This is a genomic window from Erythrobacter litoralis, assembly GCF_001719165.1.
Taxonomy (GTDB): Bacteria; Pseudomonadota; Alphaproteobacteria; order Sphingomonadales; family Sphingomonadaceae; genus Erythrobacter; species Erythrobacter litoralis.
In genome coordinates this window covers 889,366-914,237 of the sequence record NZ_CP017057.1, presented here as the reverse complement: position 1 = coordinate 914,237, position 24,872 = coordinate 889,366, and the positions used below count along the sequence as shown (strand labels likewise).

General features: G+C 65.5%; 20 protein-coding genes. 16 read left to right on the top strand and 4 right to left on the bottom strand.

Annotated features, from left to right (window positions below):
• The first annotated feature begins 14 nt into the window (after positions 1-14).
• Genes ccoO through Ga0102493_RS04160 form a run of 10 tightly spaced genes read left to right on the top strand, consistent with a single transcriptional unit; the run spans position 15 to position 8,138 of the window.
• Complete coding sequence (gene ccoO / locus Ga0102493_RS04205) at positions 15-782, top strand: cytochrome-c oxidase, cbb3-type subunit II (RefSeq protein WP_034904445.1); 768 nt, start codon at positions 15-17, stop codon at positions 780-782.
• Complete coding sequence (locus tag Ga0102493_RS04200) at positions 779-943, top strand: cbb3-type cytochrome c oxidase subunit 3 (RefSeq protein ID WP_034904447.1); 165 nt, start codon at positions 779-781, stop codon at positions 941-943. The genes ccoO and Ga0102493_RS04200 overlap by 4 nt, the downstream gene beginning before the upstream one ends.
• The gene (ccoP, locus tag Ga0102493_RS04195; protein WP_034904450.1) at positions 933-1,889 is read left to right on the top strand and encodes a cytochrome-c oxidase, cbb3-type subunit III; all 957 of its coding nucleotides are present in this window, start codon (positions 933-935) and stop codon (positions 1,887-1,889) included. The genes Ga0102493_RS04200 and ccoP overlap by 11 nt, the downstream gene beginning before the upstream one ends.
• Positions 1,876-3,435, top strand: coding sequence for a cytochrome c oxidase accessory protein CcoG (gene ccoG / locus Ga0102493_RS04190; RefSeq protein ID WP_034904453.1), 1,560 nt, complete (start codon positions 1,876-1,878; stop codon positions 3,433-3,435). Before ccoP ends, ccoG begins: the two co-directional genes overlap by 14 nt.
• Positions 3,432-3,896: a FixH family protein gene (locus Ga0102493_RS04185; protein WP_236922288.1), complete on the top strand. Its 465-nt coding sequence runs from the start codon at positions 3,432-3,434 to the stop codon at positions 3,894-3,896. The genes ccoG and Ga0102493_RS04185 overlap by 4 nt, the downstream gene beginning before the upstream one ends.
• Positions 3,897-6,029 carry a heavy metal translocating P-type ATPase gene (locus Ga0102493_RS04180; protein WP_034904456.1) on the top strand — a complete coding sequence of 711 codons (2,133 nt, stop codon included), beginning with the start codon at positions 3,897-3,899 and terminating at the stop codon, positions 6,027-6,029.
• A complete protein-coding gene (ccoS, locus tag Ga0102493_RS04175) occupies positions 6,026-6,181 on the top strand; it encodes a cbb3-type cytochrome oxidase assembly protein CcoS (RefSeq protein ID WP_034904458.1) in 156 nt (51 codons plus the stop codon). The genes Ga0102493_RS04180 and ccoS overlap by 4 nt, the downstream gene beginning before the upstream one ends.
• Positions 6,178-6,399, top strand: coding sequence for a hypothetical protein (locus Ga0102493_RS04170; protein WP_034904460.1), 222 nt, complete (start codon positions 6,178-6,180; stop codon positions 6,397-6,399). The genes ccoS and Ga0102493_RS04170 overlap by 4 nt, the downstream gene beginning before the upstream one ends.
• 45 nt (positions 6,400-6,444) lie before the next feature.
• Positions 6,445-7,755 carry an oxygen-independent coproporphyrinogen III oxidase gene (hemN, locus tag Ga0102493_RS04165; RefSeq protein ID WP_034904463.1) on the top strand — a complete coding sequence of 437 codons (1,311 nt, stop codon included), beginning with the start codon at positions 6,445-6,447 and terminating at the stop codon, positions 7,753-7,755.
• A gap of 23 nt (positions 7,756-7,778) precedes the next feature.
• The gene (locus tag Ga0102493_RS04160; RefSeq protein ID WP_199796940.1) at positions 7,779-8,138 is read left to right on the top strand and encodes a tRNA-binding protein; all 360 of its coding nucleotides are present in this window, start codon (positions 7,779-7,781) and stop codon (positions 8,136-8,138) included.
• 3 nt (positions 8,139-8,141) lie between these two features.
• On the opposite strand, the gene Ga0102493_RS04155 is transcribed toward Ga0102493_RS04160, so the two are convergent.
• The 3 genes from Ga0102493_RS04155 to Ga0102493_RS04145 all read right to left on the bottom strand — a co-directional run bounded on the left by Ga0102493_RS04155 (position 8,142) and on the right by Ga0102493_RS04145 (position 14,989).
• Entirely contained in the window at positions 8,142-10,148 is a 2,007-nt protein-coding gene (locus tag Ga0102493_RS04155; protein ID WP_034904471.1) for a tetratricopeptide repeat-containing sulfotransferase family protein, read from the bottom strand.
• A gap of 76 nt (positions 10,149-10,224) precedes the next feature.
• On the bottom strand, positions 10,225-12,894 hold the full coding sequence (locus Ga0102493_RS04150; RefSeq protein WP_034904474.1) for a TonB-dependent receptor: 2,670 nt from the start codon (positions 12,892-12,894) through the stop codon (positions 10,225-10,227).
• Positions 12,895-13,246: 352 nt separating this feature from the next.
• On the bottom strand, positions 13,247-14,989 hold the full coding sequence (locus tag Ga0102493_RS04145) for a BCCT family transporter (RefSeq protein WP_081845669.1): 1,743 nt from the start codon (positions 14,987-14,989) through the stop codon (positions 13,247-13,249).
• A gap of 413 nt (positions 14,990-15,402) precedes the next feature.
• On the opposite strand from Ga0102493_RS04145, the gene gdhA reads away from it, so the two are divergent.
• On the top strand, positions 15,403-16,770 hold the full coding sequence (gdhA, locus tag Ga0102493_RS04140; protein WP_034904475.1) for an NADP-specific glutamate dehydrogenase: 1,368 nt from the start codon (positions 15,403-15,405) through the stop codon (positions 16,768-16,770).
• A gap of 96 nt (positions 16,771-16,866) precedes the next feature.
• A complete protein-coding gene (locus Ga0102493_RS04135) occupies positions 16,867-17,742 on the top strand; it encodes a homocysteine S-methyltransferase family protein (protein WP_034904476.1) in 876 nt (291 codons plus the stop codon).
• Positions 17,743-17,779: 37 nt separating this feature from the next.
• Here Ga0102493_RS04135 and Ga0102493_RS04130 read toward each other — a convergent pair whose 3' ends face one another.
• Positions 17,780-18,730: a tetratricopeptide repeat protein gene (locus Ga0102493_RS04130; protein ID WP_034904479.1), complete on the bottom strand. Its 951-nt coding sequence runs from the start codon at positions 18,728-18,730 to the stop codon at positions 17,780-17,782.
• Positions 18,731-18,840: 110 nt separating this feature from the next.
• On the opposite strand from Ga0102493_RS04130, the gene Ga0102493_RS04125 reads away from it, so the two are divergent.
• Genes Ga0102493_RS04125 through Ga0102493_RS04110 form a run of 4 tightly spaced genes read left to right on the top strand, consistent with a single transcriptional unit; the run spans position 18,841 to position 24,830 of the window.
• Entirely contained in the window at positions 18,841-21,285 is a 2,445-nt protein-coding gene (locus tag Ga0102493_RS04125) for a cyclic nucleotide-binding domain-containing protein (RefSeq protein ID WP_034904480.1), read from the top strand.
• Complete coding sequence (locus tag Ga0102493_RS04120) at positions 21,285-22,160, top strand: hypothetical protein (protein WP_034904483.1); 876 nt, start codon at positions 21,285-21,287, stop codon at positions 22,158-22,160. Before Ga0102493_RS04125 ends, Ga0102493_RS04120 begins: the two co-directional genes overlap by 1 nt.
• Before the next feature lie 10 nt (positions 22,161-22,170).
• Positions 22,171-23,949 carry a cytochrome c3 family protein gene (locus Ga0102493_RS04115; protein WP_034904484.1) on the top strand — a complete coding sequence of 593 codons (1,779 nt, stop codon included), beginning with the start codon at positions 22,171-22,173 and terminating at the stop codon, positions 23,947-23,949.
• Between the two features lie 2 nt (positions 23,950-23,951).
• A complete protein-coding gene (locus Ga0102493_RS04110) occupies positions 23,952-24,830 on the top strand; it encodes a metallophosphoesterase (protein ID WP_051698066.1) in 879 nt (292 codons plus the stop codon).
• Positions 24,831-24,872: the final 42 nt, after the last annotated feature.

The window sequence follows — 24,872 nt, the reverse complement described above, 5'->3', positions numbered from 1 at the left end:
TCAGGACAAGCACAATGAGCAACGACAAGCCGAAGAAAGAACCCTTCGAGGGCCACAAGAAGCTCGAGAAGAACATCACCCTGCTCGCCGCCGCGACTTTCGTGACGGTGGCGATCGGGGGGATCGTCGAGATCGCACCGCTGTTCTGGATCGACAACACGATCGAGGAGGTGGAAGGCATGCGCCCCTACACCCCGCTCGAACAGGCCGGGCGCGACATCTACATCCGCGAAGGGTGCTATGTCTGCCACAGCCAGATGATCCGGCCCTTCAGGGACGAGGTTGAACGTTACGGCCATTACAGCCTTGCCGCGGAATCGATGTACGATCATCCGTTCCAATGGGGCTCGAAGCGCACCGGGCCGGACCTCGCTCGCGTCGGCGGGCGCTATTCGGATGCCTGGCACGTCCAGCACCTGATCGACCCGAGGAGCGTGGTGCCCGAAAGCATCATGCCGCCCTATTCCTTCCTCGCGGAAACCCCACTCGAAGTACCCGACGCCTCGGCCACGCTCACCGCGCTGCGCCGGGTGGGCGTGCCCTATTCCGACATCGACATCGAAATGGCGAAGACCGACCTTTTCGCGCAGGCCGATCCCGATCTTGACGCGGGCGATCTGGAAGAACGCTATCCCAAGACGCAGATCCGTGATTTCGACGGCAATCCCGACGTCGTGACCGAGATGGACGCGCTCATCGCCTATCTCCAGATGCTCGGCACGCTGGTCGATGTCGACAGTGTCGCGGCGCAGGAGGAACTGGCCGAGGAGAAGGGCCGGTGAGCTTCTACGAAACCCTGCGCCACCTCGCCGACAGCTACGGCCTCGTGGCGATCTTCTCGCTCTACCTGATTTTGTGCCTGTGGCATTTCCGCCCGGGCGCTGGCCGCCACGTGGACGCGGCCAAGCATTCGATTTTCAAGGACGACCACGATGGCAACTGATAAGCGCATCGACGAGCCGACCGGCACCGAAACCGTCGGTCACGAATGGGACGGCATCGAGGAGCTGAACACTCCGCTGCCGCGCTGGTGGCTGTGGACCTTCTACGCGACCTGCGCCTGGGCGGCGGTCTATGTCGTGCTCTATCCCGCCTGGCCGATGGTGAACCAGGCGACCGAGGGCGTGCTCGACTGGTCGAGCCGCGGCCAGCTCGCCAAGGAAATGAGCACCGCCGAACTCGCCCGGCGCGACACCTTCGAGCGGATCGCCGCAACCGATCTCGACAAGCTCGCCGCCTCGCCCGAACTGCTGGGCCAGGCGATCGCCGGGGGCGCGGCCGCGTTCAAGGTCAACTGCGTCCAGTGCCATGGCGCGGGCGCGGCGGGTTATGAGGAATACGGATATCCCAACCTCAACGACGACGACTGGATCTGGGGCGGCACGCTCGAGGAAATCGAGTACACGCTCAATCACGGCATCCGCTGGGAGGGTTCAAACCAGACGCGGCTTGCCTATATGCCAGCCTTCGAAGGCATTCTCGACAATGCCCAGATCGACGCGGTGACCAGCCACGTCCTCTCGCTTTCCGGCAAGGCGGAAGGCAATGCCCAGGGCGCGCAGCTTTTCGAGCAGAACTGCTCGGTCTGCCACGGCGCGAATGGCGGCGGCGATCCGCAGCAGGGCGCGCCGGCGCTGAACGATGCGATCTGGCTCTATGGCGGCGAGAAGGACGACATCCGCCGCCAGATCCTCGCCCCCCGTCACGGCGTGATGCCGGGCTGGTCGGGCAGGCTCGATCCGGTGACGATCAAGATGCTGGCGGCCTATGTCCACTCGCGTGGCGGCGGCCAGACGACCGAGGCGACCGAGGACGTGATCGAGGAAACCATGGAGACCTCGGAAGAGGTCGCTGAGGCCGAAAAGGCAAGGAACGATGCCAAGCTCTGAGGAACTCGAGAAACCGCAGGCAAAGCCTGAAGGCCGGGACTGGGGCGGCGCCCTTGGCCCGGCCGAGGCCGATCCTGCGGCGACGACCCAGCGCCACGCTCCGAGCCAGCCTGCCGCGAGCACCGGCAGCCTCTACGAAAAGCGCAAGGCGGTCCACAACAAGCGGATCGACGGACCTTTCCGGCGGTTCAAGTGGTTTGTCATGTTCGTCACGCTGACGATCTACTGGGGCACGCCCTGGATCCGCTGGGACCGCGGGCCCTACGCCCCGGACCAGGCGGTGCTGATCGACCTCGCCAATCGCCGTTTCTACATGTTCGACATCGAGATCTGGCCGCACGAATTCTATTTCGTCGCCGGCATGCTGATCATGGCAGGGATCGGCCTGTTCCTCGTCACCAGCGCGGTCGGCCGGGCGTGGTGCGGCTATGCCTGCCCGCAGACCGTCTGGACCGACCTGTTCCAGCACGTCGACCGCTTCTTCGACGGCGACCGCAATGCCCGCATGCGCCTCGACAAGGCGCCGTGGACCGTGGGCAAGATAACCCGCCGCCTGTCGAAATGGTCGGTCTATCTTCTCATCAGCGTGGCGACGGGCGGGGCATGGATCCTCTATTTCGCCGATGCGCCCACGCTGTTCGTGGACTTCTTCACCGGAGAGGCGGCCTTCGTCGCCTATGCGACGGTCGGGATCCTCGCCGGCACGACCTTCTGGCTCGGCGGGTTCATGCGCGAACAGGTGTGCATCTACATGTGCCCCTGGCCGCGCATCCAGACCGCGATGCTCGATGAAAAATCGCTCATCGTCACCTACAAGGACTGGCGCGGGGAAAAGCGCGGCAGCCTCAAGAAGGCGGCGAAGAACCCGGACGAATACGGCGACTGCATCGACTGCAACATGTGCGTCGCCGTCTGCCCGACCGGCATCGACATCCGCGAAGGCCAGCAGATCGGCTGCATCACCTGCGCGCTGTGCATCGATGCCTGCGACCAGGTCATGGCCGAGGTCGGCCGCCCGCGCGGTCTAATCGATTACGCGACGCTCGAACAATGCGAAAAAGAGGCCGCGGGCGAACCCGCATCGCCCGCCTGGAAGGCGCTCGTGCGCCCGCGCATCTTCATCTATTTCGGCGTCTGGGCCGCGATCGGCCTTGCCATGCTCTTCGCTCTCGGCACGCGCAGCCACACCGATCTCACCGTCTCGCCCGACCGCAATCCGCCCTTCATGCTGATGAAGGACGGATCGGTCAGGAATTCGTACACGCTGCGCCTGCGCAACATGGAAGCGCGCCCGCGCGAGATGGAAGTGGCCTTGTCTGGCCTTCCGGCGGGCGCCGTGATGTGGACCGATGCGATCAACGCAGAGGACGCCGCGCCCGAGCAGGTCTTCACCGTTCCGGCGAACGAGACCCGGATCGTGCGCGCCTATGTCACCGTCCCCGCTGGCGCGAACCCCGAGGCGTTCGATTTCGTCCTGACCTCACTCGACGAGCAGGGCGAAACCGACATCCAGCCGACGACCTTCACCGGGCCGGGAGGCGAATGATGGCCGGCAAACCGCGCCGCACGGGCGAATTCACCGGCCGGCACATGGCGCTGGTGCTGGTGGGCGGCTTCGCCATCGTCGCCGCGGTCAATTTCTACATGGCGAGCCTTGCCGTCGGCGGTTTCCACGGCGTGGTGGTCGAGAATTCCTATGTCGCGAGCCAGAAGTTCAACACCTGGCTGGCCGAGGCGGAAAAAGCCCGCGCGCTGGGCTGGGAAGTCCGCCCCGGTCGCGGCGAGGACGGCCACGTGATCATCGAGACCGCCAATGTGCCCGCCGGCGCGCGGGTCGAGGCGGAATTGCGCCGCCCGCTGGGTGAGAAACAATTCGATAGCCTCGTCTTTGATCCGGGCCGCGACGGGCGCTACCGCTCGCGCGCGCCGCTCGATGCGGGGCGCTGGCTCATGCGCCTTACCATCACCGCCGGAGACGACGTGTGGACCGGCGAAAGCGAGCTCTAGGTGAACGCCCCGGTTGCCCTCGATGAAAGCGGAGCGGCGAAGCTCGTCGGCACCCGCTTCACCGTGCCTGGAATGCGCTGCGCGGGCTGCATCGCCAAGATCGAGCGCGAATTGCCCAAGGTCGAAGGGATCGAGGCGGCGCGCGTGAATTTCTCCTCCAAGCGGGTCGCGGTGCACCATCTGCCCGGTCTCGATGAGGAACGCATTTCCGAAGCGCTGCGCGAACTCGGTTTCGAGGCGCAGCCGGTCGCCGAAAACCCGCTCGGCCAGGAGGAGGCGGAGAAAAAGCAGCTGACCCGCGCGCTGGGCGTCGCGGGCTTCGGCATGATGAACGTGATGCTGCTTTCGGTCAGCGTCTGGGCCGGGGCGGAGGGCGCCACGCGCGAATTGTTTCACTGGCTTTCCGCGCTGATCGCCCTGCCCGTCATCGCCTATTCGGGCCGCCCCTTCTTCTCGAGCGCGCTGATGGCGCTCAGGTATCGCCGCACGAACATGGACGTGCCGATCGCGATCGGGGTGATCCTCGCCACCGCGCTCAGCCTCTACGAAACGATCACCGGGGGCGAGCATGCCTTTTTCGAGAGCGCGGTCATGCTGCTCTTCTTCCTGCTTGCAGGCCGCGCGCTCGATGCGGAAATGCGCACCCGCACCCGCGCCGGGATCGGCGCGCTGCTCGGCCGGATGGGAAAAGCTGCGAGCGTGATCGGCCCCGACGGGGCGACCCGGCGCGTCGTTGCGCAGGATCTCGAACCCGGCATGCTGGTCCTGGTGGCCGCAGGCGAAGCGCTCGCCGCCGATGGCGAGGTGGAGGAAGGCTCCTCCAGTATCGACAATTCCATGCTGACCGGGGAAAGCACGCCGGAACCCGTCGGCAAGGGCAGCGAGGTCCATGCAGGCGCTATCAATCTCGGCGCGCCGATCCGCGTGCGCCTGACCCGCACGGCAGAGGACACCGCCATCGCCGAGATCGCCCGGCTGATGGACGAGGCAGGCCAGTCGCGCAGCCATTACGTGCGCATCGCCGACCGCGCCAGCCGCGCCTATGCGCCGGTGGTCCACAGCCTCGCAGCGCTTGCCTTCGTGGGCTGGATGATCGCGGGTGCCGGCTGGTATCAGTCGGCGGTCATCGCGATTGCGGTGCTCATCATCACATGCCCCTGCGCCATGGGCCTCGCCGTCCCGGCCGCGCAGGTGGTCGCATCCGGAGCCCTGCTGAAGCGCGGCCTCCTAGTCAAGGACGGCAGCGCTCTGGAACGCCTCGCCGAATGCGATGTCGCCCTGTTCGACAAGACCGGGACGCTGACGCTCGGCGAACCCCGCCCCGACATTTCCGGGCTTTCGGCAGAGGACCGCGCCGTGGCGCTGGGCCTTGCACAGAACAGCCGCCACCCGCTCAGCCGGGGCCTTGCCGATGCGCTGCGGGCCGAGGGAGTGGAGGCGGCCGCGATCGCCGATGTGCACGAGGAAACCGGGACTGGCCTTTCGGGCAAATGGAACGGCGTTCCCGTTGCGCTCGAGCGGCCCGATGATGCAGGCGTCGCGCTTGCCGCCCGCCTTCGCATGGGCGAGCGCGCTGTGACGCTCGCCTTCACCGATCCGCTTCGTACCGACAGCGCCGAAACTCTGGCCGCGCTTGGCGAAGCGGGCCTTTCGGCGAGGATCCTTTCGGGCGACCGCGAACAGGCCGTGGCGGAGGTCGCCGGCCAGCTCGGCCTCGAAGCCCGGGCGGCCGCCAGCCCGCAGGACAAGCTCGCCGTACTCGAAGCCCTGCGCGAGGAAGGCCGCCGCCCGCTGATGGTGGGCGACGGATTGAATGACGGCCCGGCGCTTGCTGCCGCTCATGCCTCGATCGCGCCGGGCACGGCTTCGGACGCGAGCCAGCAGGCGGCCGACGCGGTCTTCATCGGCGAGAAGCTGATGCCGGTCGCGCTCGCGATCAGGGTGGCGCGTTCGACCATGCGGATCGTGCGGCAGAATTTCGTCTTTGCAATCGGCTACAACCTGCTCGCGATCCCGCTGGCGCTGTTCGGCTATGTCACCCCGCTGATCGCCGCCATCGCGATGTCGCTCTCCTCCCTCGTCGTGGTCGCCAATTCTCTCCGTCTGGCGGGCTCGGCGAAGGACGCGGCATGACAGGGCTCACCTTCCTCATCCCGATCGCGCTCGGCATGGGCATCCTTGGGCTCGCCGCGTTCTTCTGGAGCATGAAGAGCGGCCAGTATGACGATCTCGACGGGGCGGCGAACCGCATCCTGATCGACGAGGATGGGGAGGAGGACGAATGAACGGGGCGGCCCTCGCTGTCGCCGCGCTCATCCCGCTTGCGACCGGCCCTGCGCCGCAGGAGGAGAAGGCCCTCACGATCGGCCTGTGCGGGGGCGGCAGGATCACGATTCCGCTCGGCGACGGTGACACGCCCGAGCGCACCTGCGATCCCAAGGCCTGCCATGCCGCGAACTGCCGCGAAAAGACCAAGGAAAGGCCGCCGCGTACGCGCATTTGATTTCGCGCAAAGACCCCGTCCCCCGGGACCGCTCTAACGGCTGGCATGTGGACCTATCACCCAGACCTGCTCGCCAAGCCCGTCCCGCGCTATACGAGCTATCCCACCGCCGCCGATTTCGGCCCCCTCCCCCAGGGCGCGATCGAGCGCGCGATCGAGGGGGCATCGGGCGACATCTCGCTCTACCTTCACATCCCTTTTTGCGAGAAGATCTGCTATTACTGCGGCTGCAATACCGGCGCTTCCGGGCGGCGCAGCCGGGTCGAAAGCTACCTCGCGGCATTGCATGAAGAGATCGCGGTGGTCGCCCGCCTGTTACCCTCGGACACGCGGGTAAGGCGCGTCGCCTTCGGCGGAGGCAGCCCCAACGCGATCGAGCCGCACGAATTTCTCGAAATGGTGGACTGCCTCCACCGCCAGCTCCCGCTTGCGAATCCGGACTGGTCGATCGAACTCGACCCGCGCACGATGACCACCGAATGGGGCCGCACTCTCGGCGAAGTCGGGGTAACGCGGGCGAGCATGGGAGTGCAAACCTTCTCGCCCCATCTGCAAAAGGCGATCGGGCGCGAACAGGACGATGCGCTGATCGCGCGCAGCGTCGACTGGCTGCGGGCCGCCGGCGTGACCTCGATGAATTTCGACCTCATGTACGGCCTGCCCGGCCAGACGCGCGGGGACCTTGCCGACAGTCTCGAGAAGACCCGCCGCATGGGCGCGGACCGGGTCGCGGTGTTCGGCTATGCCCATGTCCCCCACATGGTGCCGCGCCAGACGATGATCGACGCGAGCGATCTTCCGGGAGCGGAGGAACGCTTCGAGATGGCCGAGCAGGGTTATGCCTTCCTGACGGGCCACGGTTACGAAGCAGTCGGCTTCGACCATTTCGCGCTGCCTTCCGACCCGATGGCGACGGCGACCCGCGAAGGTACGCTCAGGCGCAATTTCCAGGGCTTCACCTGCGATTCTGGCGAAGTCCTCATCGGCTTCGGGTCGAGCGCGATCAGCGGCTTTCCCGGCCTCATCGCGCAGAACGAGAAGAACAATGGCCGCTACAGGATGATCTCTTCGCAAGGAGACCTTTCGGCCGCTGTCGGCATCGCCCGCTCACCTGAGGACCGGATGCGCGCGCGCCTGATCGAGCAATTGCTGTGCCGCGGGAAGGTCGAGCTTTCGCCGTGCCTTTTCGCGCAGGCCCAGTCGCGGCTTCATCCCTTCATCGAGCGCGGCCTTGCGCGCCTCGACGGGCTCGAGCTTGCGATCACGCAGGAAGGCCTGCCCTATGCCCGCGTGATCGCATCGCTGTTCGACTCCTACCGCGAGGCGACCCAGCACAGGTTCAGTTCGGCCATCTGAAGCGCCGGGTTGCGCAGCCCGCCATGGCGGCTAGGTTCGCGGCCATGGACACGATCACGATCGACGATTTCCTTGCGGTCGACATCCGCGCCGGGACCGTGGTGGACGCGCAGCCCTTTCCCGAAGCGAGAAAGCCCGCGATCAAGCTGATGGTCGATTTCGGCCCCGAAATCGGCCGCAGGAAAAGCAGCGCCCAGATCACCGACCATTACACGCCCGAAAGCCTTGTCGGGCGCAAGGTCATGGCGGTGGTGAATTTCCCGCCGCGCCAGATCGGCCCGTTCATGTCGGAAGTGCTGGTGCTGGGCTTTCCCGATGCGGACGGCGCGATCGTGCTCGCCGCGCCCAGGGGCGAGGTTCCCGACGGCGCTCGGCTCGCCTGAGGATCACTCGGGCGCGAGTTCGCCGAGCGCCTCCTTCAATTCGTCCAGCCACGGCTCGAACGGCTTCCATGCGCCCTGCCCCTTGCGATTGATGGGCTGGCGCACCTGCTCGCTCGAAGCGGTGCGCACGGCGCGCTCGGTCCGGTGAAAGTCGAGGCAGGCCTGCTCGAACGGCAGCCCCAGATGATCGAGCATCCGCCGCGTCTGCCCTTCCAGGTCGTCGAGCACGTCCTCGTGGCTCACGCGCAGGACCTTGCCCGGCAGGACCGCGTCCCAATGGTCCATCAGTGCGACGTAATCGGCGTAATAGCGGCCGACCTCGGTCAGGCCGTAGGTGAATTCCTGGCCCTCGGCGAAGAGCTGCTTGAATCCCGAAAAGCAGCAATCCATGGACGCGCGCCGCGCGTCGATGATCTTCGCATTGGGCAGGATCAGGTGGATGAGGCCGATGTGGCGGAAATTGTTCGGCATCTTGTCGATGAAGAACGGCGCGCCGGCGCGGTGGATGCGGGTGTTCTCGATGAAATCCCGCCCGAATTTCTCCAACTGCTCGTCGCTTAGTTCGCGTAATACGCGCGGGTAGCGGTTTTCGCCGACGCGCCTTCCGCGAAGCCTGTGGGCAAGCGCGAGGATGTTGGGAAGTTCCAACGTTCCATCAACCTGGCTGTGGCTGGCAAGGATCTGTTCGAGCAGCGTGGAGCCTGCGCGCGGCAGGCCGAGGATGAAGATCGGATCTGGGGCGTCATGCCCGGCCCCCGCCCTGCTCTCCAGCAGCTCGCGCGTCACCATCTCGCGCTGGCGGGCCAGTTCCTCGCTCATCGCATCCGCGCTGTAGCGGGTCTGCGCGCGCTTGAGGGCATTGCCTTCCTCGTAAGCCGCGAAACTCATGGCATATTCGCCGCTATCCTCATGCGCCTTGCCGAGAGCGAAGGCGATATGGACCCGGTCCATGAAGGAAAGGTCGGCGCGCGCGGCCTGTTCCTTCATCGCGTCGAGTTCCGCATCGGTGAAGCTGTAGGTCTTGAGATTCGCCAGCGCATACCACGCATCGCCGTGGTCGGGTTTCGCAGCGATCGCGGCGCGGTAGCTTTCGATCGCTTCCTCGCGCGCGCCGGTGGTCTTGAGCGCGTGGCCCTTGCTGGTGAGGTTGGCGGGGTCCCCGGGCAGCTTTTCGAGCACCTTGTCGAACAGGTCGAGCCCGCGCTCGTAATCGCCCACCGCCATGCTCTCGATCGCTAGCCGCGACTGGAAGACCGGGCTTTCAGGATCGTGTTCGTAAAGCCTTTCCGCCTCTTCGCGCGCCTTCGCGAAATTCTGCCGCCGCCTCAGCGCGTCGATGTAATCAAGCCTCAATTGCACGTCGTCGGGCGCGAAGGCGAGCGCGCTTTCGAGGAGGAATTCCGCCTCTTCCAACACGCCGAATTCGATCCCGATCTTCGCCAGCAGGCGCATCCCCTCGATATGGTTCGCATCACGCTGCGGATGCGTGCGCAGGTAATGGCGGCAGAGTTCCTCGGCCCTCAGCAGCCGCCCCTCGGCAAGGTGGTTGGTGACCGCGACCAGTTCGCGCGGCAGGCGGGCGAGGCGCTGTTGCTGGCGGGCGGCAAGCTCGGCCTGCGCCTTGCGGCCCGAAGCCGCCAAGAGCCTTGCCTGTTCGCGCCAGCTCGCCTCGAGCGCGGGGTTGAAGCGCGTCGCGCGCGCAAAGGCCGCAAGCGCCTCCGCCTCGCGCCCGCGAGCGAGCGCGAGATGCCCCGCTTCCTGCCACGCGCGGCCATATTCCGGGCTCGCCGCGTGCAGCCTGTCGAGCCAGCCCGCAGCCGCTTCGTAATCCTTCAGATAACGCGCCGCGACCGCGGCGAGATAGAGCGCCTCGGCATCGAGCGCATCGCGATCGAGCAGCGCGCGCGCCAGCGCCAGCCCCTCGGCAAAGCGGCCCGCCTGCATCTCCCCCTGCGCCGCCCTCAGCTGCGCCTCGCGGGGATCGGTGTCCGGTATCGTTTCTGACGTCATGACATCAGGTCCTACACGCAAAACGGCGGGAGTGAACATCCGTCCACCCCCGCCGCTGCGTGTCGATAGGGACCGATCAGTAGTCGTAACCGACCCTGAGGCCGACCGTCAGCGGACGGTTGGTCACGATCCGCGCGCGGTCGTTGACGAAATTGCCCGAGATCTGGGCGCGCTCGTCGAACATGTTCTCACCGAAGATCTCGACGTTCCACTGGTCCTTTTCGATCCCGAAGGCGAGGTCGACGACCGTGTAGCTGTCGAGTTCGAGCCGGTTGATCTCGATGATGTCGGTGAACTTCGACGCCGAATGGGTCACCTGCGGCATGACATAGGCGCCCAGCGTGTTGGTGAGGTCGAATTCGTAGCGCACGCGCAGATTGCCCTGGAAGGACGGCGCGAAGGCCAGTTCCGCACCTTCGACCACGTCATCGGTCGGGATCAGCACGTCGGTGATCTCGGTATCGAGGATCGAGAACGCCCCCGCGACCGTCAGCCCCGGCACCGCATAGGGCGCGAAGGTGAAGTCCGCCTCGACCCCGTAGATCTCCGCATCAGCGGCATTGGCCGAGAAGAAGAGGTTGGTGATCGAGGGATCGAAGATCGTGGTCTGGAGGTCCGAGATATCGACATAGAAGGCGCTGCCGTTGAAGCGCAGCTGACCGTCGATGAGGTCGAGTTTCCAGCCCAGTTCGTAGTTCTTCACCTCGTCGGTGGCCAGTTCGAAGGGCACCGTGAAGTTGTTGGGCCCCGGCGCACCGCCCGGACGGTTGAGCAGGCCGGGACGGAAGCCTTCCGAATAGGTCGCATAGAACAGCGTGTCATCGCTCGGCGTCAGCGTGATCGTGCCCTTCAGGATGGTCCCGCTGGTCGCCGCCACGTCGGGCGCACGGACCGAGTTGAACACCCGCTGGGCCTGTGTCGGCGAAAGCCCGGCGGCCTCGATATCGGCAAGGCTGTCGTCCAGTGTGAAGTTCTGACGCAGCGCTTCCGAACACGACAGGTTGAAGAAGAATTCCCCGTCGCCGTCGTAAAGATCGCCGATATTGGTGCCGAAGGCGTCCTCGTCATTGCCGCTGGTGTTGCAGAAGCTGGCATTGGCGCCGCCTTCGAGATCGACTTCGACGTCGTAATAGCGCGCGCCCAGCGTCACGGTGAGAAGGTCCGGCACGACGTCAACCGATGCTTCGCCGAAGATGCCGAACTGTTCGTCGGTGCGGCGGATGTCGTTGCGGAAGATCGTGTCGCGCGGGAACGGCCCGGCATCGGTGTTGAACGAACCCGGGAACGGGAAGTTCGGTGCGAAGCCGCCGAACGGCGCCGCATCGACATTGCCCGGATAGTTGAAGTCATTGCGCTCACGCAGTTCGAGGTCCGAATAGAACCCGCCCGCCGTCACGCGCACCGGCCATTCTTCCGGCGTCGAGAAGCGCAACTCCTGCGTGAACACCTCAAGCTCGCTGTCCGAGGTGACGTAGAGGTTCGGTTCCTGGCAGGTGCCCGACGGATCGGCTGCGCCCGGATAGCTCACCGAACCATCGCAGATGTAATAGGGCAGGTACTGGCCGACGAAGAGATAGTCGGTGTAGTCGATCCGCTGGTCGGTACGGCGGTCGGTATAGGCGCCGGTATAGACGACATCGAGCATCGCGATGCGCCCTTCGACCGTCCAGCTGGTGTTCGAGAAATCGTCTTCCAGACGGTCGTCCTCGAAGCGCTGGATTTCAAGATCGTCGAGACCGCCCAGTTCCGGATCGGCGAAGAACACGCCGTCGGTCTCGAGGCTCTGGCGGGTGTGGGCGACGGTGATGGTCCAGTCGGGCGTCACTTCCCACAGCGCGGTCGCGCGGAAACCGGTGTATTGCGTGTCGTTGAAATCGTTCTCGACGAGGCCGGAATTGTCGGTCTCGAGGAAGGTCACGTCCGAAAGGTCCGACGTCGACTGGAAGCCGGCGCGGTTGGCGTTGACCGGCACGCCGTTCGCACGGACCGTGCCTTCGGGCCGGAAGCGCGCGCTTTCGGAAAGATCGCGGGTGCCCTGCACGTTGTCGATATAGCCGCCCTGGTCATCGAGATAAAAGACGCCGCGCAGGCCGAAATTGCTCGTCACGGGGACGTTGAGCATGACTTCGGCGGAATAGCTTTCCTCGCCACCCTTGGTGAAGGAGGTGCTGGCCGAGAAGGACGCGTCGAAAGCCGCAAGGTCGGGCTTGTTGGTGATGAGACGGACGACGCCCGCCTGCGAGCTCGCGCCGAACAGCGTGCCCTGCGGACCCGAAAGGACTTCGATCCGCTGGATGTCGGCGGCATAGACGTCGAGGTTGCGGCCCGGCTGGGCGAGCGGCTGTTCATCGAGATAGAAGGCGACGTTGGGCGCAAGACCCGCGACGCCGGCCGTGGTCAGGTTGGGCGTGGTCGAGGCAAGACCGCGGATGTAGATCTGGTTCTGCCCCGGCCCGGTTCCGCCCGCGGTAACCGAGGGAAGCTGCTCGAGATAGTCGTCGAAGGTCGAGATGTTGAGCTCCTGAAGCTCTTCCTGACCGATCGCCGAGACCGAAATCGGCACATCCTGCAGATCCTCGGTCTTCTTCTGCGCGGTGACGACGATGGTGCGGACGCCGCCCTGGCGCTTCTGCGCGCTCTGGGTGGCCGGTGCGCTCTGGGTGGCCGGTGCGTCCTGCGCCATGGCCGGTGCGGCAACGGCAATCGCAAGCGCGCTGACAGACGCGCCGCCGATGATCTTTTTCATGTGTAACCCCTTTGAGAGTTGAGAGGAGGAGCGCGATGCAGGTCTGCAAAATCGCGTCCCAATAAACAGCGCGTGCATAAAAAGCACAGCATATGTGAGCGGCCCGGTATCAAGCCAAACGCGGATATGCCACAGGGTTTCCCACAATTTTCACAATCACGCCGATTGATGTTGCAAAATGACAACATGGGCGAATTGTAGTATTTTTCTTAAAATTTCATTCAGCCTATTTTTGGCCGATCTTCAATTAATAGGATTAGTCTTAGAAAAATTATCTACGCGCGCGCCATGGGCGCTGCGAAGCGAAGAATATTTTTCTTATGTCCTGCAAAAGAGCCCCTCGCGGCTCAAGTTATTCGGCGGGGGATACTTTCCCGGCCCATTCCTCGCAGCCCTGCGCCGTGGTCGGCACGCCGTGCTTCTTGCGGATCAGGTCGTATGCCACCGCCTTGAGGATCGACACGCACATCACCGCCACCACGAAGGAAAACGGCAGCGCGCCGATGATCATCGTGATGCGAATGGCGTCGATCCCGCCCAGGATCAGCATCGAACCGACCACGAAGGCGATCGCCGCGCCCCAGAACAAGATGTGGTAGCGGCGGCTGCCTTCATCGTCGCCTGCACCGTTGATCGTGTTGACGATCAGGATCGCGCTGTCGGCCGAAGTCACGAGATAGGTCATCAAGAGCAGCACCACGAGGCTCGAGACGATCAGGGCGAAGCCCGGCTCGAACAGGACGGCGAGCGTCGCATAGAGCTGGTCCGACATGGCCGCACCGACGATCCGGCCACCGGCGACGCCCGACAGTTCCAGCTCGATCGCGGTCCCGCCGACCAGGGCCATCCACACGAAACACATCAGCGAGGGCACGATCGTCACGCCGAGGATATATTCGCGGATCGTGCGCCCGCGCGAAATGCGCGCGATGAACATGCCGACGAACGGCGCAAAGGCGATCCACCACGCCCAGTAGAACACCGTCCAGTCGAGCTGCCACTGGCGCAGCGCCGCGCCCGTTTCGGTTCCGTCGCCGCCGAGCAGGCTGAGCGATTGCTGCGGCAGCGTCCGGACATAATCCCACAGGCCGATGCCCAGCAATTGCAGCCCGTAAAGCCCCGCGCCCAGCGCGCCGAACAGCGCGAGCAGGCCGACCGACAGGCCCATGTTGAGATTGGAAAGCCACTTGATCCCGCGCCCGACACCGGACAGCGCGCTGATCGTCGATGCACCAACCAGCGCCACCAGCGAGACCACGATCGCGAGCGGCGAGGCCGACCCGTCGGCGGACAGCAGCCAGTCTCCCAGCCCCAGCCGCGCAAGCCCGGCGACGAATTGTTCGACGCCCAGCCCCATGGTCACCGCCACGCCGAGAATCGTCGCTACCACCGCGACGATGTCGACCACGTGGCCGACCGGCCCTTCCATCACCCGCCCGAACAGCGGCGCAAGGGCGGATCGGATCGTCAGCGGCAGGCCGCGGCGATGCGCGACATATCCGATCGCGAGCCCGACCAGCGCATAGGTGCACCACGCGCCGAGGCCCCAGTGAAGGAAGGTGTACATGTAGGCAGGGCGCACCGCCTCGGCGCTCTGCGCGTCGACACTGCCGCGGATGATGTCCGGATTGTTGACGAAATGGGCCAGCGGCTCGCCGGTCGAATAGGTCAGCATCCCGATCCCGATTCCTGCCCCAAACAGCATAGAGAACCATGAGAACCGGCTGAATTCGGGGGCTTCGTCGGGCGGTCCGATGCGCAGCGACCCGACCTTGGGCAGGAGCGCGAGGACGAGGCTGGTGACGATCAGGAAAGCGACGAGATAGACATACCAGCCGCCGAACGTCGCGATGATCGTCGAATTGGCGGCGGTCAGCGTCTCGTTCGCGCTGACCGGGAAAAAGATCGCCCACATGATCAGCAGCGAGACGATCACCTTGCCGGGGATCGTCACTTCGCGGCTGAAACCTTCGTAGAAACCGCGATCGTGGGTGTCGATGTCGAGGTCGACCAGCGGCGGATCGATCGGCCAGTCGGCGTCTTCGATGGCTCGCTCACTGATCTGCGGCGTTGCTTCGCCGGCCCTGCTGCTCATCGCGTTCCCGTCCCGGACGGACCGCTGGGGCTTTGGGCGACGCTGTAACCACGCTGCCGGCAGGCGGTGATGCCCGGCCCATTGGTCGTGTCCGCTGCTCGTGTGAGGCAGGGGGTGCACCCTTCGACGAGGGCATCGGCACAAGGGGACAGGCCCGAAACGGCCCGGTCCCGCAACCCTGCGCGTGCGGAAGTCTGTGGCCGCCTTCCTAAAGCGACCACTAACATTTGCAACCCTCCGCAGGGCCTGTCGGTTCCGGCAATGCCCATGCTGAGCCGACACGAGGCGCTCATGTAACCATGCGCCAATTTGCGAAACCGCGCTTGCATAGGACGGGTCTTGGGAGGATACATGCCGCGGGAACGCGCGCCGCCGTCGTCCTCGGGCCGACGCGCAGCAAAGGGGGGAAATCCATGGCCGTATCCGATCACGTCGACCTCGACCAGTTCATGGCGGGAGTGAAGAAGCGCAATCCCGGGCAGACCGAATTCATCCAGGCGGTGCAGGAGGTCGCGCAGGACATCTACGAATTCATCGACGACAAGGTTCGCTATCACGAGGCACAGATCCTGCGCCGCATCGCCGAACCCGACCGCGTCGTCTCGTTCCGCGTGTGCTGGGAGGACGACAACCACAACATCCGCGTCCAGCGCGGCTGGCGGGTCCAGAACAACAATGCGATCGGCCCCTACAAGGGCGGCATTCGCTTCCATCCGAGCGTGAATGAAAGCGTTCTGAAATTCCTCGCCTTCGAGCAGACTTTCAAGAATTCGCTCACCAGCCTTCCCATGGGTGGCGGCAAGGGCGGTTCGAACTTCAATCCCAAGGGCAAGTCGGACAGCGAGGTGATGCGGTTCTGCCAGAGCTTCATGACCGAACTCTATCGCCATATCGGCCCCGAAATCGACGTGCCGGCAGGCGATATCGGCGTGGGCGGGCGCGAGATCGGCTACATGTTCGGGCAGTACAAGCGGATCACCAACCGCTGGGAAGGCGTGCTGACGGGCAAGGCACTGGAATATGGCGGTTCGCAGATGCGCCCGGAGGCGACCGGATATGGCGCGGTCTATTTCCTGCGCAACATGCTCAAGCATTCGGGCCAGGACATCGAGGGCAAGAGCGCGGTGATTTCCGGTTCGGGCAATGTCGCGACGCACGCGGCGGAAAAGATCGTGCAGCTCGGCGGGAAGGTGCTGACCCTGTCGGATTCGGGCGGTTTCATCTACGATCCCGACGGCATCGACCAGGAGAAGATCGACTGGGTCAAGCATCACAAGACCCACACGCGCGGGCGCATTTCCGAATATGCCGACCACTTCCCCAATGCGAGCTTCCACGAAGGCGCGCGGCCGTGGCAGGTCAAGGCCGACCTCGCCCTGCCCTGCGCGACGCAGAACGAGCTCAACGAGGAAGAGGCGAAGGCGCTGGTCGACAATGGCTGCATCGCCGTGTCCGAGGGCGCGAACATGCCGACCACGCTCGACGGGGTTAAGGTCTTCCACGATGCGAAGATCATGTACGGCCCCGGCAAGGCGGCCAATGCCGGCGGGGTCGCGGTCTCCGGACTCGAGATGAGCCAGAACGCCGAGCGGATCAGCTGGAACCAGGAACGGCTCGGCGACATGCTGACCGAACTGATGGACGGCATTCACGAGAAATGCGTCGAATATGGCAGCGAAGGTTCGAAGGGCGGCGGCGCCTATGTCGACTACGTGAAGGGCGCGAATATCGCGGGCTTCAAGAAGGTCGCCGACGCCATGCTCGCCTTCGGCGTGGTCTGAGCGGGCTGGTCCTCACGCGGCGCATGCGGGCAAATCCCGGGGCGGCGCGACCGGTGGGGCTGGAAACGATCGACCGCCGCTCTGCGTTGAAGACGCATGGCGGCAACGATACTTGATGGCGGCACCGGGCAGGAACTGGTCAAACGAGCGGGCGAGACAGCCTCGCCCCTGTGGTCGGTCAAGGTGCTGGCGCAAAGGCCCCGGCTCGTTGAGGAAGTCCACCGCGATTTTCTCGCTTCGGGCTGCGACGTGATCACGCTCGCGAGCTATGCCGCGACCCCGACCCGGCTCGACCGGCTGGGCCATGCGGCGCAGTTCGGGACCTACCAGTCCGCTGCACTATCTGCGGCACGCCGCGCGCGCGACAAGGCAGGACGAGGCCAGATCGCCGGGACCCTGCCCCCGCTGGCGCGCGACTATCGCCCGGAAGAGCGTCTCGAACCGCAGGCGGCAAGGTCGGAGTATGACCGGATCGTCGAAGCGCAGGCAGATGGCGTCGACCTTTTCCTGTGCGAAACCCTGCCGTCGATCGATGAAGCCAGGATCGCGACCCGCGCCGCTGCCGCGAGCGGGCTGCCGGTCTGGACCTCGGTGACGGTAGACGAACAAGACGGGGGCCGCCTTCGTTCGGGAGAGGACCTCGCCGCCGCTGCCGAGGCCGCGGCGCAGGAAGGAGCGAGCGTGGTGCTAGCCAATTGCTCGCCGCCCGAGGCGATCTCGAAATCAACCGAAATCCTATCAGGGCAGGCGCGGGAATTCGGCGTCTACGCCAACGGTTTCGTATCGGTCGAGGCGCTGCGCGAAGGCGCCCATGTCGACCGGCTCGAAGCGCGCGAGGATCTCGACCCGGCGGCCTATGCGGCATTCGCGAAGGAGTGGCGGGATGCCGGCGCGAGCGTGATCGGCGGGTGCTGCGAAGTCGGGCCGGCTCATATCGCGGCGCTCGTCGCCGCGCTCGGCGAACCGGGCTGACCCTTGCGCGCAAGAGGTCCCGCGCCGAACGCAGACGCTAGCGGATCCCGAGCATCTGCGCCTGCCGCCGCAATTCCTGCTCTTCGCCCGGATTGGCCGCTATCGCCCGCTCCAGCGCGGCGCGCGCCTTGTCCGCCTCGCCCAGATTGACGCGGCTCCTCATCAGCATCACCCACCCGTTGAGATCGCCGGGCACGTTTTCGAGCCGCGCTTCGAGCTGGGTGACCATGCCTTCGATCATCGCGTCCCGATCGTCCTGCGACATATCCTGCGCGGCGGCGATCTGGGCCGGGGTCGGGCCGTTGGGGGCGGCAGCGCCCCCTCCCCCGCCTGCCATCATCGGCGGCAGGCGTCCGTCCATCGCCGCGGCGATGCGCTGGTCGACTTCGATTTCGTTGATCTGGCCGATCTGGCGGATGGTCTGGACGAGATTGGCTTCCCACGGCGCACCGGGCGGCGTGTCGGAAAGCAGGTCGAGCCAGTCGGCAATCGCGCCTTCGTGATCACCGTCGAGATCCTTCTTCACGCCGAGGAAATAGCGCGCGCGCGGATCGGTCGGGTCGAGTTCGACCGCGCGCCGGAACGCGGTGAGAGCGGGCGCGGGCATCGGGTCGGCATCGGGCGCGTTCGCATCCTCGGCATAGAGCAGCGCCTCACCGAGCGCCGAGAACAGCACCGCCGCCTCGCCGTCGATCTCGGTTGCGCGGCCATAGGCCTCTGCCGCGCCCTCGTAATCGTCGCGCGCGAACAGCGCAAAGCCGAGCGCAGCCCACGGTTCGGCATTGTCGGGCGAAGCCGCAGCGGCGGCGCGCAATTCGTCTAGCGTCGGTTCGCCAGCCTCCGCCCCCTGTGTCGCGGTCCCGCTATCGCCGGTGCCGAGCACATTGTACCCGATCGAACCCGCCGCCAGCAGCGCCGCCGCGCCCAGCAGGACCCAGCCCGCCTTCGAATTCGTCCCGCCCGCAGTCTTGTCGGTGTCTCCAGCCATGGATCGAGGCGCTAGCAGCGCTGGGAGAAACGGGCAATTCTCTCTGGCATCCACCCGCGATTTCCCTATGGTGGAGCGGGAAAAAATCTATCCGTAAGGGGGGGGATAGATTGTCGGATTTGTATAAAGTCGCCATTGTTGGATCGGGCCCCGCGGGATTGAGCGCGGCGGCGCGGGCGGCTGCGCTCGGCATGAGCCATGTGCTGCTGGAGAAAACCGACCACCTCTCCGACACCATCTTCAAGTACCAGAAGGGCAAGCACGTCATGGCGACGCCCTCGAACCTCGTGCTGCGCAGCGATTTCGATTTCGCCGCCGGCAAGCGCGAGACGATCCTCGGCGTCTGGGACGAACAGGCCGCCGGACAGGGCGTGAACGTGAAGATGAACGCCGAAGTCGCCGAGGTGACCGGCGACAAGGGCGATTTCCAGCTCAAGCTTAAAAGCGGCGAGACGGTGCGGGCGGAGGCGATCGTGCTCGCCATCGGGACGCAGGGCAATCCCAACAAGCTGCGCTGCCCCGGCGCGGATTCACCCATGATCCAATACCAGCTCGACGATCCCGGCGAATATTACGACGAGCACATCACCGTCGTCGGATCGGGCGATGCGGGGATCGAGAACGCCCTGGGCCTCGCCGCCGACGATGCGCAGCGCAACGTGGTGACGATCCTCAATCGCGGCGACAGCTTCGCCCGCGCGAAGAAGGACAATGTCGCCCTGCTCGAAGAGGCCGAGCGCGACGGGCGGATCATCGTCCGGCGCGAAACCCAGCCGGCCGAGGTGAAGGAGGGCGAGCTCGTCCTCGACACGCGCGACGGGCAGGAGACGATCCGCTGCGACCGCATCATCGCGCGCACCGGATCGCAGCCGCCGCGCGGCTTCGTCGAGGCGATGGGGATCGAGTTCACCGGCGAGGATCGCGGTGCCTTTCCCAAGCTCTCCCCCGTGTTCGAGACGACCAAGCCCGGCATCCACGTGATCGGCGCGCTGGCGGGCTACCCGCTGATCAAGCATTGCATGAACCAGGGTTATGACGTGATCGAGTTCCTGGGCGGAAATCTCGATCTCAAGCCCGCCGACGAGCCGATCCTCGCCGAAAAATTTGCAAACCTGCCCGGCAATCACGATGTCGATCACTGGCTCGGCGTCTATGGCGACAATGTCTCGATCCTCGCCGACCTCTCCCCGCTGCAATTGCGCGAACTGATGCTGGATTCGCGCTGCCACGCCTACGAGCCGGGCGAGGTGATCTTCCGCCGCAACGAGCCGGGCTCCTCGATGTTCGCGATCGCGCAGGGTTCGGTCGCGGTCGAGGTGAACCCGAATGACCCCTCTGTCACGGTGCCGATCGGCGAGGGCGAGATCTTCGGCGAGGTCGGCCTCATCTCCGGCCGACGGCGCGGCGCGACGATCCGCGCGGCGGAGCCGGTCGTCGCGCTCGAACTGTCGCGCACCGCCGCATTGAAGCTGATCGCCACATCGCCCGGCGCAGCGCGCGCGGTCACCCGCATCTCGATCGAACGCCAATTGCTCCAGATGTTCGGATCGGGCCTGACCAAGCAGGACGTCGCCCCGCTGGTCGACAGCGCCAAGGTCGTCGATGTGCGCGCGGGACAGGTCATCATCGAGGAAGGGGCCGAGGACAAGGACATCTTCATCATCCGGCGCGGATCGATGATCGTCGAAAAGAACATCGGCGGGCGGCAGGTCTTCCTCTCCTATCTCCCGGCGGGCAGTTATGTCGGGGAAATGGCCGCGATCGACGGGTCGAAACGCACCGCGACGGTCAAGGCGGCGATCAAGGCCGAGGTGATCCGCCTGCCGGGCGAAGGCTTCGTCAAGCTGCTCGACGAACATCCCACGCTGCGCGACACGGCGTTGAAGGAAATGGCCAAGCGGCGCGAGATCAACGCCTTCATCGAAAGCCGCAAGGACGATTTCGAAGGCGCGGTCGACATGTATTCGGAAACCGCGCAATTCCTCGTCGACCAGGGGCTCGGCGAAGCGACCGACGTGCTGCTGATCGACGAGACGCTGTGCATCGGCTGCGACAATTGCGAAAAGGCCTGTGCCGACGCGCATGAGGGCCTCTCTCGACTGGACCGCGAGGCGGGGCGGACCTACGCCCATCTCCACGTGCCGACATCGTGCCGCCACTGCGAGCACCCGCATTGCATGGCCGACTGCCCGCCCAATGCGATCCATCGCGGGCCGGACGGCGAGGTGTTCATCGACGAGACCTGCATCGGCTGCGGCAATTGCCAGCGCAACTGCCCCTATGACGTGATCCGGATGGATCCCAAGCCGCCGAAGAAGCCATCCTTCCTGCAATGGCTGCTGTTCGGCAAAGGCCCGGGACCGGGCGAGGCGTCCTATGCGTGGCGCAAGAAGCACGGCGATCCCGAAGAGCCGAAACAGGCGATCAAGTGCGACATGTGTTCAGGCATTGAAGGCGGCCCCGCCTGCGTGCGCGCGTGCCCGACGGGCGCGGCTATCCGCGTCTCGCCCGACAAGTTCCTGACCTATACCAAGCTGACCGAGGACGTGGAGTGATGGCTACCAAGGCCACCAATCGCTACCACCTCGACGAAAAGCGGCGCGATGCCGACCATGTCAGCTTCCTCAAGCACAGGAACTGGCGGTGGCTCAAACTCGCGCTCCTGCTGAGCGTGGTCGCGGGACTGGGCTATGCGCTGATCGACCAGCAGCCCCGGCCCAATGGCGGGTCGTGGTACGGTTATACGCTGGGCACCGTCGGCCTCGTCCTGATCGTGTGGCTGTCTTTGCTGGGAGTGCGCAAGCGCTACATCACGACCGGCAACTGGTCGCTCAAGGCCTGGACCAGCGCGCATGTCTGGCTCGGCCTGTCGCTCATCGTGATCGGCACGCTGCACACCGGTTTCCAGGTCGGCTGGAATGTCCACACGCTCGCCTATGCGCTGATGCTGCTGGTTATCTTCACCGGCATTTACGGCGTCTATGCATATGCGACCCTGCCGAAAAGCCTGTCCTCCAACCGCGGCGAGATGACGCGCGCGCAGATGCTCGAAAGCCTGACCGCGATCGACCGCCAGCTCGAAGCCGCCGCGCAGCCGCTGGGGCGCAGCGAATCCGATCTCGTCATCGCCGCGCTCGAACAGGACGTGTTTCATGGCGGGGCGTGGGGCAGGCTGACCGGGTCCTATCCCCGCTGCGCCACAGCGAGGGCGATCCGCCGGATGCCCGATAATGCGAGCGGCGATGCAGGGCAGGCGCTCGAAAGGGTCAATGCGCTCCTTGCCCGCCGGTCCGAACAGCTCGCCCAGATCCGGCGCCACCTGCGGATTCGCGCGGCTCTCGAAATCTGGCTCTTCATTCACATCCCGGCGACGATCGCACTGCTCGCCGCCCTGCTCGCGCATGTCGTGAGCGTGTTCTACTATTGGTGAGGCGGAGGCGATGGCGTTCCTGATCCGCACCATCGATTACACCGCCGCCGGGCGCGAGATCGTGCGCGAACGAACCGTCGCCGAGGACCGGATCGGGGTCGGGCGCGCGGCCGAGAACGCGATCCACCTGCCCGATCTCGCGGTCGAACAGAACCACGTGACGATTACCGCGATCGGCCCCGATGCGCTCAAGGTCGAAGCGGTCGGAACGCTCGGATTCGGCCTCAATGGCAGGACGACTCAGGCCGAAACGATCGATCCGCGCGAAGGGGCGGAGATCGAGCTGGGCTCCGCCCTGCTCGCCATCGCGCGCGAACCGGACGGCACGGTCAGCATCACAATCCGCCAGGCGGAAAGCCGGGAGGGCAAGGGCGACGCGTTGGCCGGCTTCCAGCTCGCAAGCGCCCTGCCGAGCAAGCGAGCGATGAGCTGGACGTTTGCCGGCGCGATCCTCGTCCTGCTGCTGTCGGTGCCGATCGTCACCCATCTCACCCGAACGCCGGTCGAGAACGATCCCGAAAGCGACATGCCCGGGCAGGTGGTGTTCGATGACGCGTGGTCCTCGGGCGAATTGTCGATGGCCCATCACGATCTCGAGAACAATTGCGAGGCCTGCCACGCGACCCCCTTCGTCAGCGTGCAGGACGCAACCTGCCTCACCTGTCACGAGGAGCTGGGCGACCACGCGAAAATGCCGCGCCTTGCCGCCGGGATGCCGCCGCTCAGTCAGGGCGATGCGATCCAGTGGCGGATCGCCGAAACGCTAGGCAAGGAAGGGCCGCTGGGCTGCGTATCGTGCCATTCCGAACACGAAGGCCCGGTCAGGCTCGAGGCGGCGAGCGAGCAGTTCTGTGCGGATTGCCACGGGGATCTCGACACGCGCCTGACCGATACGCGGCTCGGCAATGCGCATGATTTCGGAAAGAAGCACCCGCAATTCCGTCCGACCTTCTACACCCGATTGGGCGCAGAAAAGCCGATGAGGGTCTCGCTCGAGCGGGAGCCCGTCGAACGCAGCGGGCTCAAGTTCCCGCACGACGTCCACATGGACAGACAGGGCGGCGCGGCGCGCATGGCGCTGAGCCTGCCCGAATACGGCGCACCGCTCGAATGCGCGGACTGCCACGAGGAAGGACCCGAGGGGATCGGATTTCAGGAGGTCGAGATGGAAGACGCCTGCGAAAGCTGCCACAGCCTCGTCTTCGCCCGCACCGCCAGCGGTTTCCGCTCGCTGCGCCACGGCGACCTCGATGATTTCCGCGAGGACATGGCAAGCCTTTCGCGCTCGCCCCGCCCGCAGCTCGGCGGCAGGCGGCAACGGCCCGGCGAGTTCGCCCGCGGCGGGGCCTATTACAGCGATTTCGGACGGCCCGTGCGCTCGCTCATCAGTGTCAACAACGCGCTGCAGGAAGGCGGCGTCTGCGCCGAATGCCACATCCGCACGACGACCGGCGGCAGGCCCGACCTCGTCCCTGTCAACCTGCCCGACCGCTTCCTCATGCACGGGTTCTTCAGCCACAAGGCGCATGAGGACGAGAAATGCACCGACTGCCACGAGGCGGCGACTTCGAAGGCGGCGACCGATCTTCTCATCCCCGACCTCGAAAGCTGCCAGGACTGCCACAAGGGGGCGAGCGCGGTGAAGACCAGCGAAATCGTCCCCTCCTCCTGCGCGATGTGCCACGGCTATCACACGCCGACCATGCCGTGGAAACCGGAAGACCACCCCGACCTCCCCGAAATGCCGAAAGATAACATTGCGGCAAGGCTTGGTGTGGTAAGGAAATGAGCATGGCGAGGGGGGATGACAGCAAGGCCGGCGTGATCATCGCGCAGGTGACCGACACGCATATCGGATACGATCCGGGTGCGGGCGAGGCGGAGTTCAACTATCTACGCTGCCTCGCCGTGCTCGACGCCATCCTCGCCTTGCCGAGCCAGCCGGACATGCTGGTGCTTTCCGGCGACCTTGCCGACAACGGCGATCCCGATTGCTACGCGCGGCTAAAGTCCGCCGTCGAACGCTGCCCGTTCCCGGTCTATCCGATGGCGGGAAACCACGATGCCCGCGGCGAATTGCTGCGTGCCTTTCCCGAATATGCCGACCCGAACGGCTTCGTGCAGTTCACCGCCGCATGCCGGGGCCTGCGCGTCATCTGCCTCGACAGTCTCGAGGAAGGCCGCCACGGCGGGGCCTTCTGCGAAACCCGCGCAGCCTGGCTCACCGCCGAACTCGAAGCGCATCCCGAAACGCCCACCGTGCTTTTCATCCATCACCCGCCGGTCGTCGCCGGGATCGACTGGATGGACCCGCGCCCGCACGAGGACTGGTTCCGGCGCTTCCATGAAACGGTCGCGGCGCACCGCCAGATCGTCGGCATCCGCTGCGGCCACCTCCACCGCCCGCTGCACGCGATGGTCGGGCACATCCCGGTTTCGGTGACGCCCGCGGTGGCTCCGGCCGTGGCGCTCGATCTCAGCCCGCTCGATTTCGACCATGCGGATGCTCGCGCTATCGTGACCGCCGAGCCGCCCTTCTTCAGCCTGCATCGCTGGCACGAAGGCGCGCTGGTGACGCATTTCCAGCCAGTCGGCGACTGGCCGACGCTCGCCCGCTACGAGGACAAGCTCGTACCGATGATGCAGGGGCTCAACGCCGAGCGCGAATAGGCGCGGGCCTTTCCCGGGGCGCTGGCCGCGGGCCGAGCCTCC

Excerpts from the sequence above, each read along its gene's own strand:
- ccoO (WP_034904445.1), top strand. The coding sequence starts at position 15 with ATGAGCAACGACAAGCCGAAGAAAGAACCCTTCGAGGGCCACAAGAAG.
- ccoP (WP_034904450.1), top strand. The coding sequence starts at position 933 with ATGGCAACTGATAAGCGCATCGACGAGCCGACCGGCACCGAAACCGTC.
- ccoG (WP_034904453.1), top strand. The coding sequence starts at position 1,876 with ATGCCAAGCTCTGAGGAACTCGAGAAACCGCAGGCAAAGCCTGAAGGC.
- Ga0102493_RS04185 (WP_236922288.1), top strand. The coding sequence starts at position 3,432 with ATGATGGCCGGCAAACCGCGCCGCACGGGCGAATTCACCGGCCGGCAC.
- ccoS (WP_034904458.1), top strand. The coding sequence starts at position 6,026 with ATGACAGGGCTCACCTTCCTCATCCCGATCGCGCTCGGCATGGGCATC.
- Ga0102493_RS04170 (WP_034904460.1), top strand. The coding sequence starts at position 6,178 with ATGAACGGGGCGGCCCTCGCTGTCGCCGCGCTCATCCCGCTTGCGACC.
- hemN (WP_034904463.1), top strand. The coding sequence starts at position 6,445 with ATGTGGACCTATCACCCAGACCTGCTCGCCAAGCCCGTCCCGCGCTAT.
- Ga0102493_RS04160 (WP_199796940.1), top strand. The coding sequence starts at position 7,779 with ATGGCGGCTAGGTTCGCGGCCATGGACACGATCACGATCGACGATTTC.
- Ga0102493_RS04155 (WP_034904471.1), bottom strand. The coding sequence starts at position 10,148 with ATGACGTCAGAAACGATACCGGACACCGATCCCCGCGAGGCGCAGCTG.
- Ga0102493_RS04150 (WP_034904474.1), bottom strand. The coding sequence starts at position 12,894 with ATGAAAAAGATCATCGGCGGCGCGTCTGTCAGCGCGCTTGCGATTGCC.
- Ga0102493_RS04145 (WP_081845669.1), bottom strand. The coding sequence starts at position 14,989 with ATGAGCAGCAGGGCCGGCGAAGCAACGCCGCAGATCAGTGAGCGAGCC.
- gdhA (WP_034904475.1), top strand. The coding sequence starts at position 15,403 with ATGGCCGTATCCGATCACGTCGACCTCGACCAGTTCATGGCGGGAGTG.
- Ga0102493_RS04135 (WP_034904476.1), top strand. The coding sequence starts at position 16,867 with ATGGCGGCAACGATACTTGATGGCGGCACCGGGCAGGAACTGGTCAAA.
- Ga0102493_RS04130 (WP_034904479.1), bottom strand. The coding sequence starts at position 18,730 with ATGGCTGGAGACACCGACAAGACTGCGGGCGGGACGAATTCGAAGGCG.
- Ga0102493_RS04120 (WP_034904483.1), top strand. The coding sequence starts at position 21,285 with ATGGCTACCAAGGCCACCAATCGCTACCACCTCGACGAAAAGCGGCGC.
- Ga0102493_RS04115 (WP_034904484.1), top strand. The coding sequence starts at position 22,171 with ATGGCGTTCCTGATCCGCACCATCGATTACACCGCCGCCGGGCGCGAG.
- Ga0102493_RS04110 (WP_051698066.1), top strand. The coding sequence starts at position 23,952 with ATGGCGAGGGGGGATGACAGCAAGGCCGGCGTGATCATCGCGCAGGTG.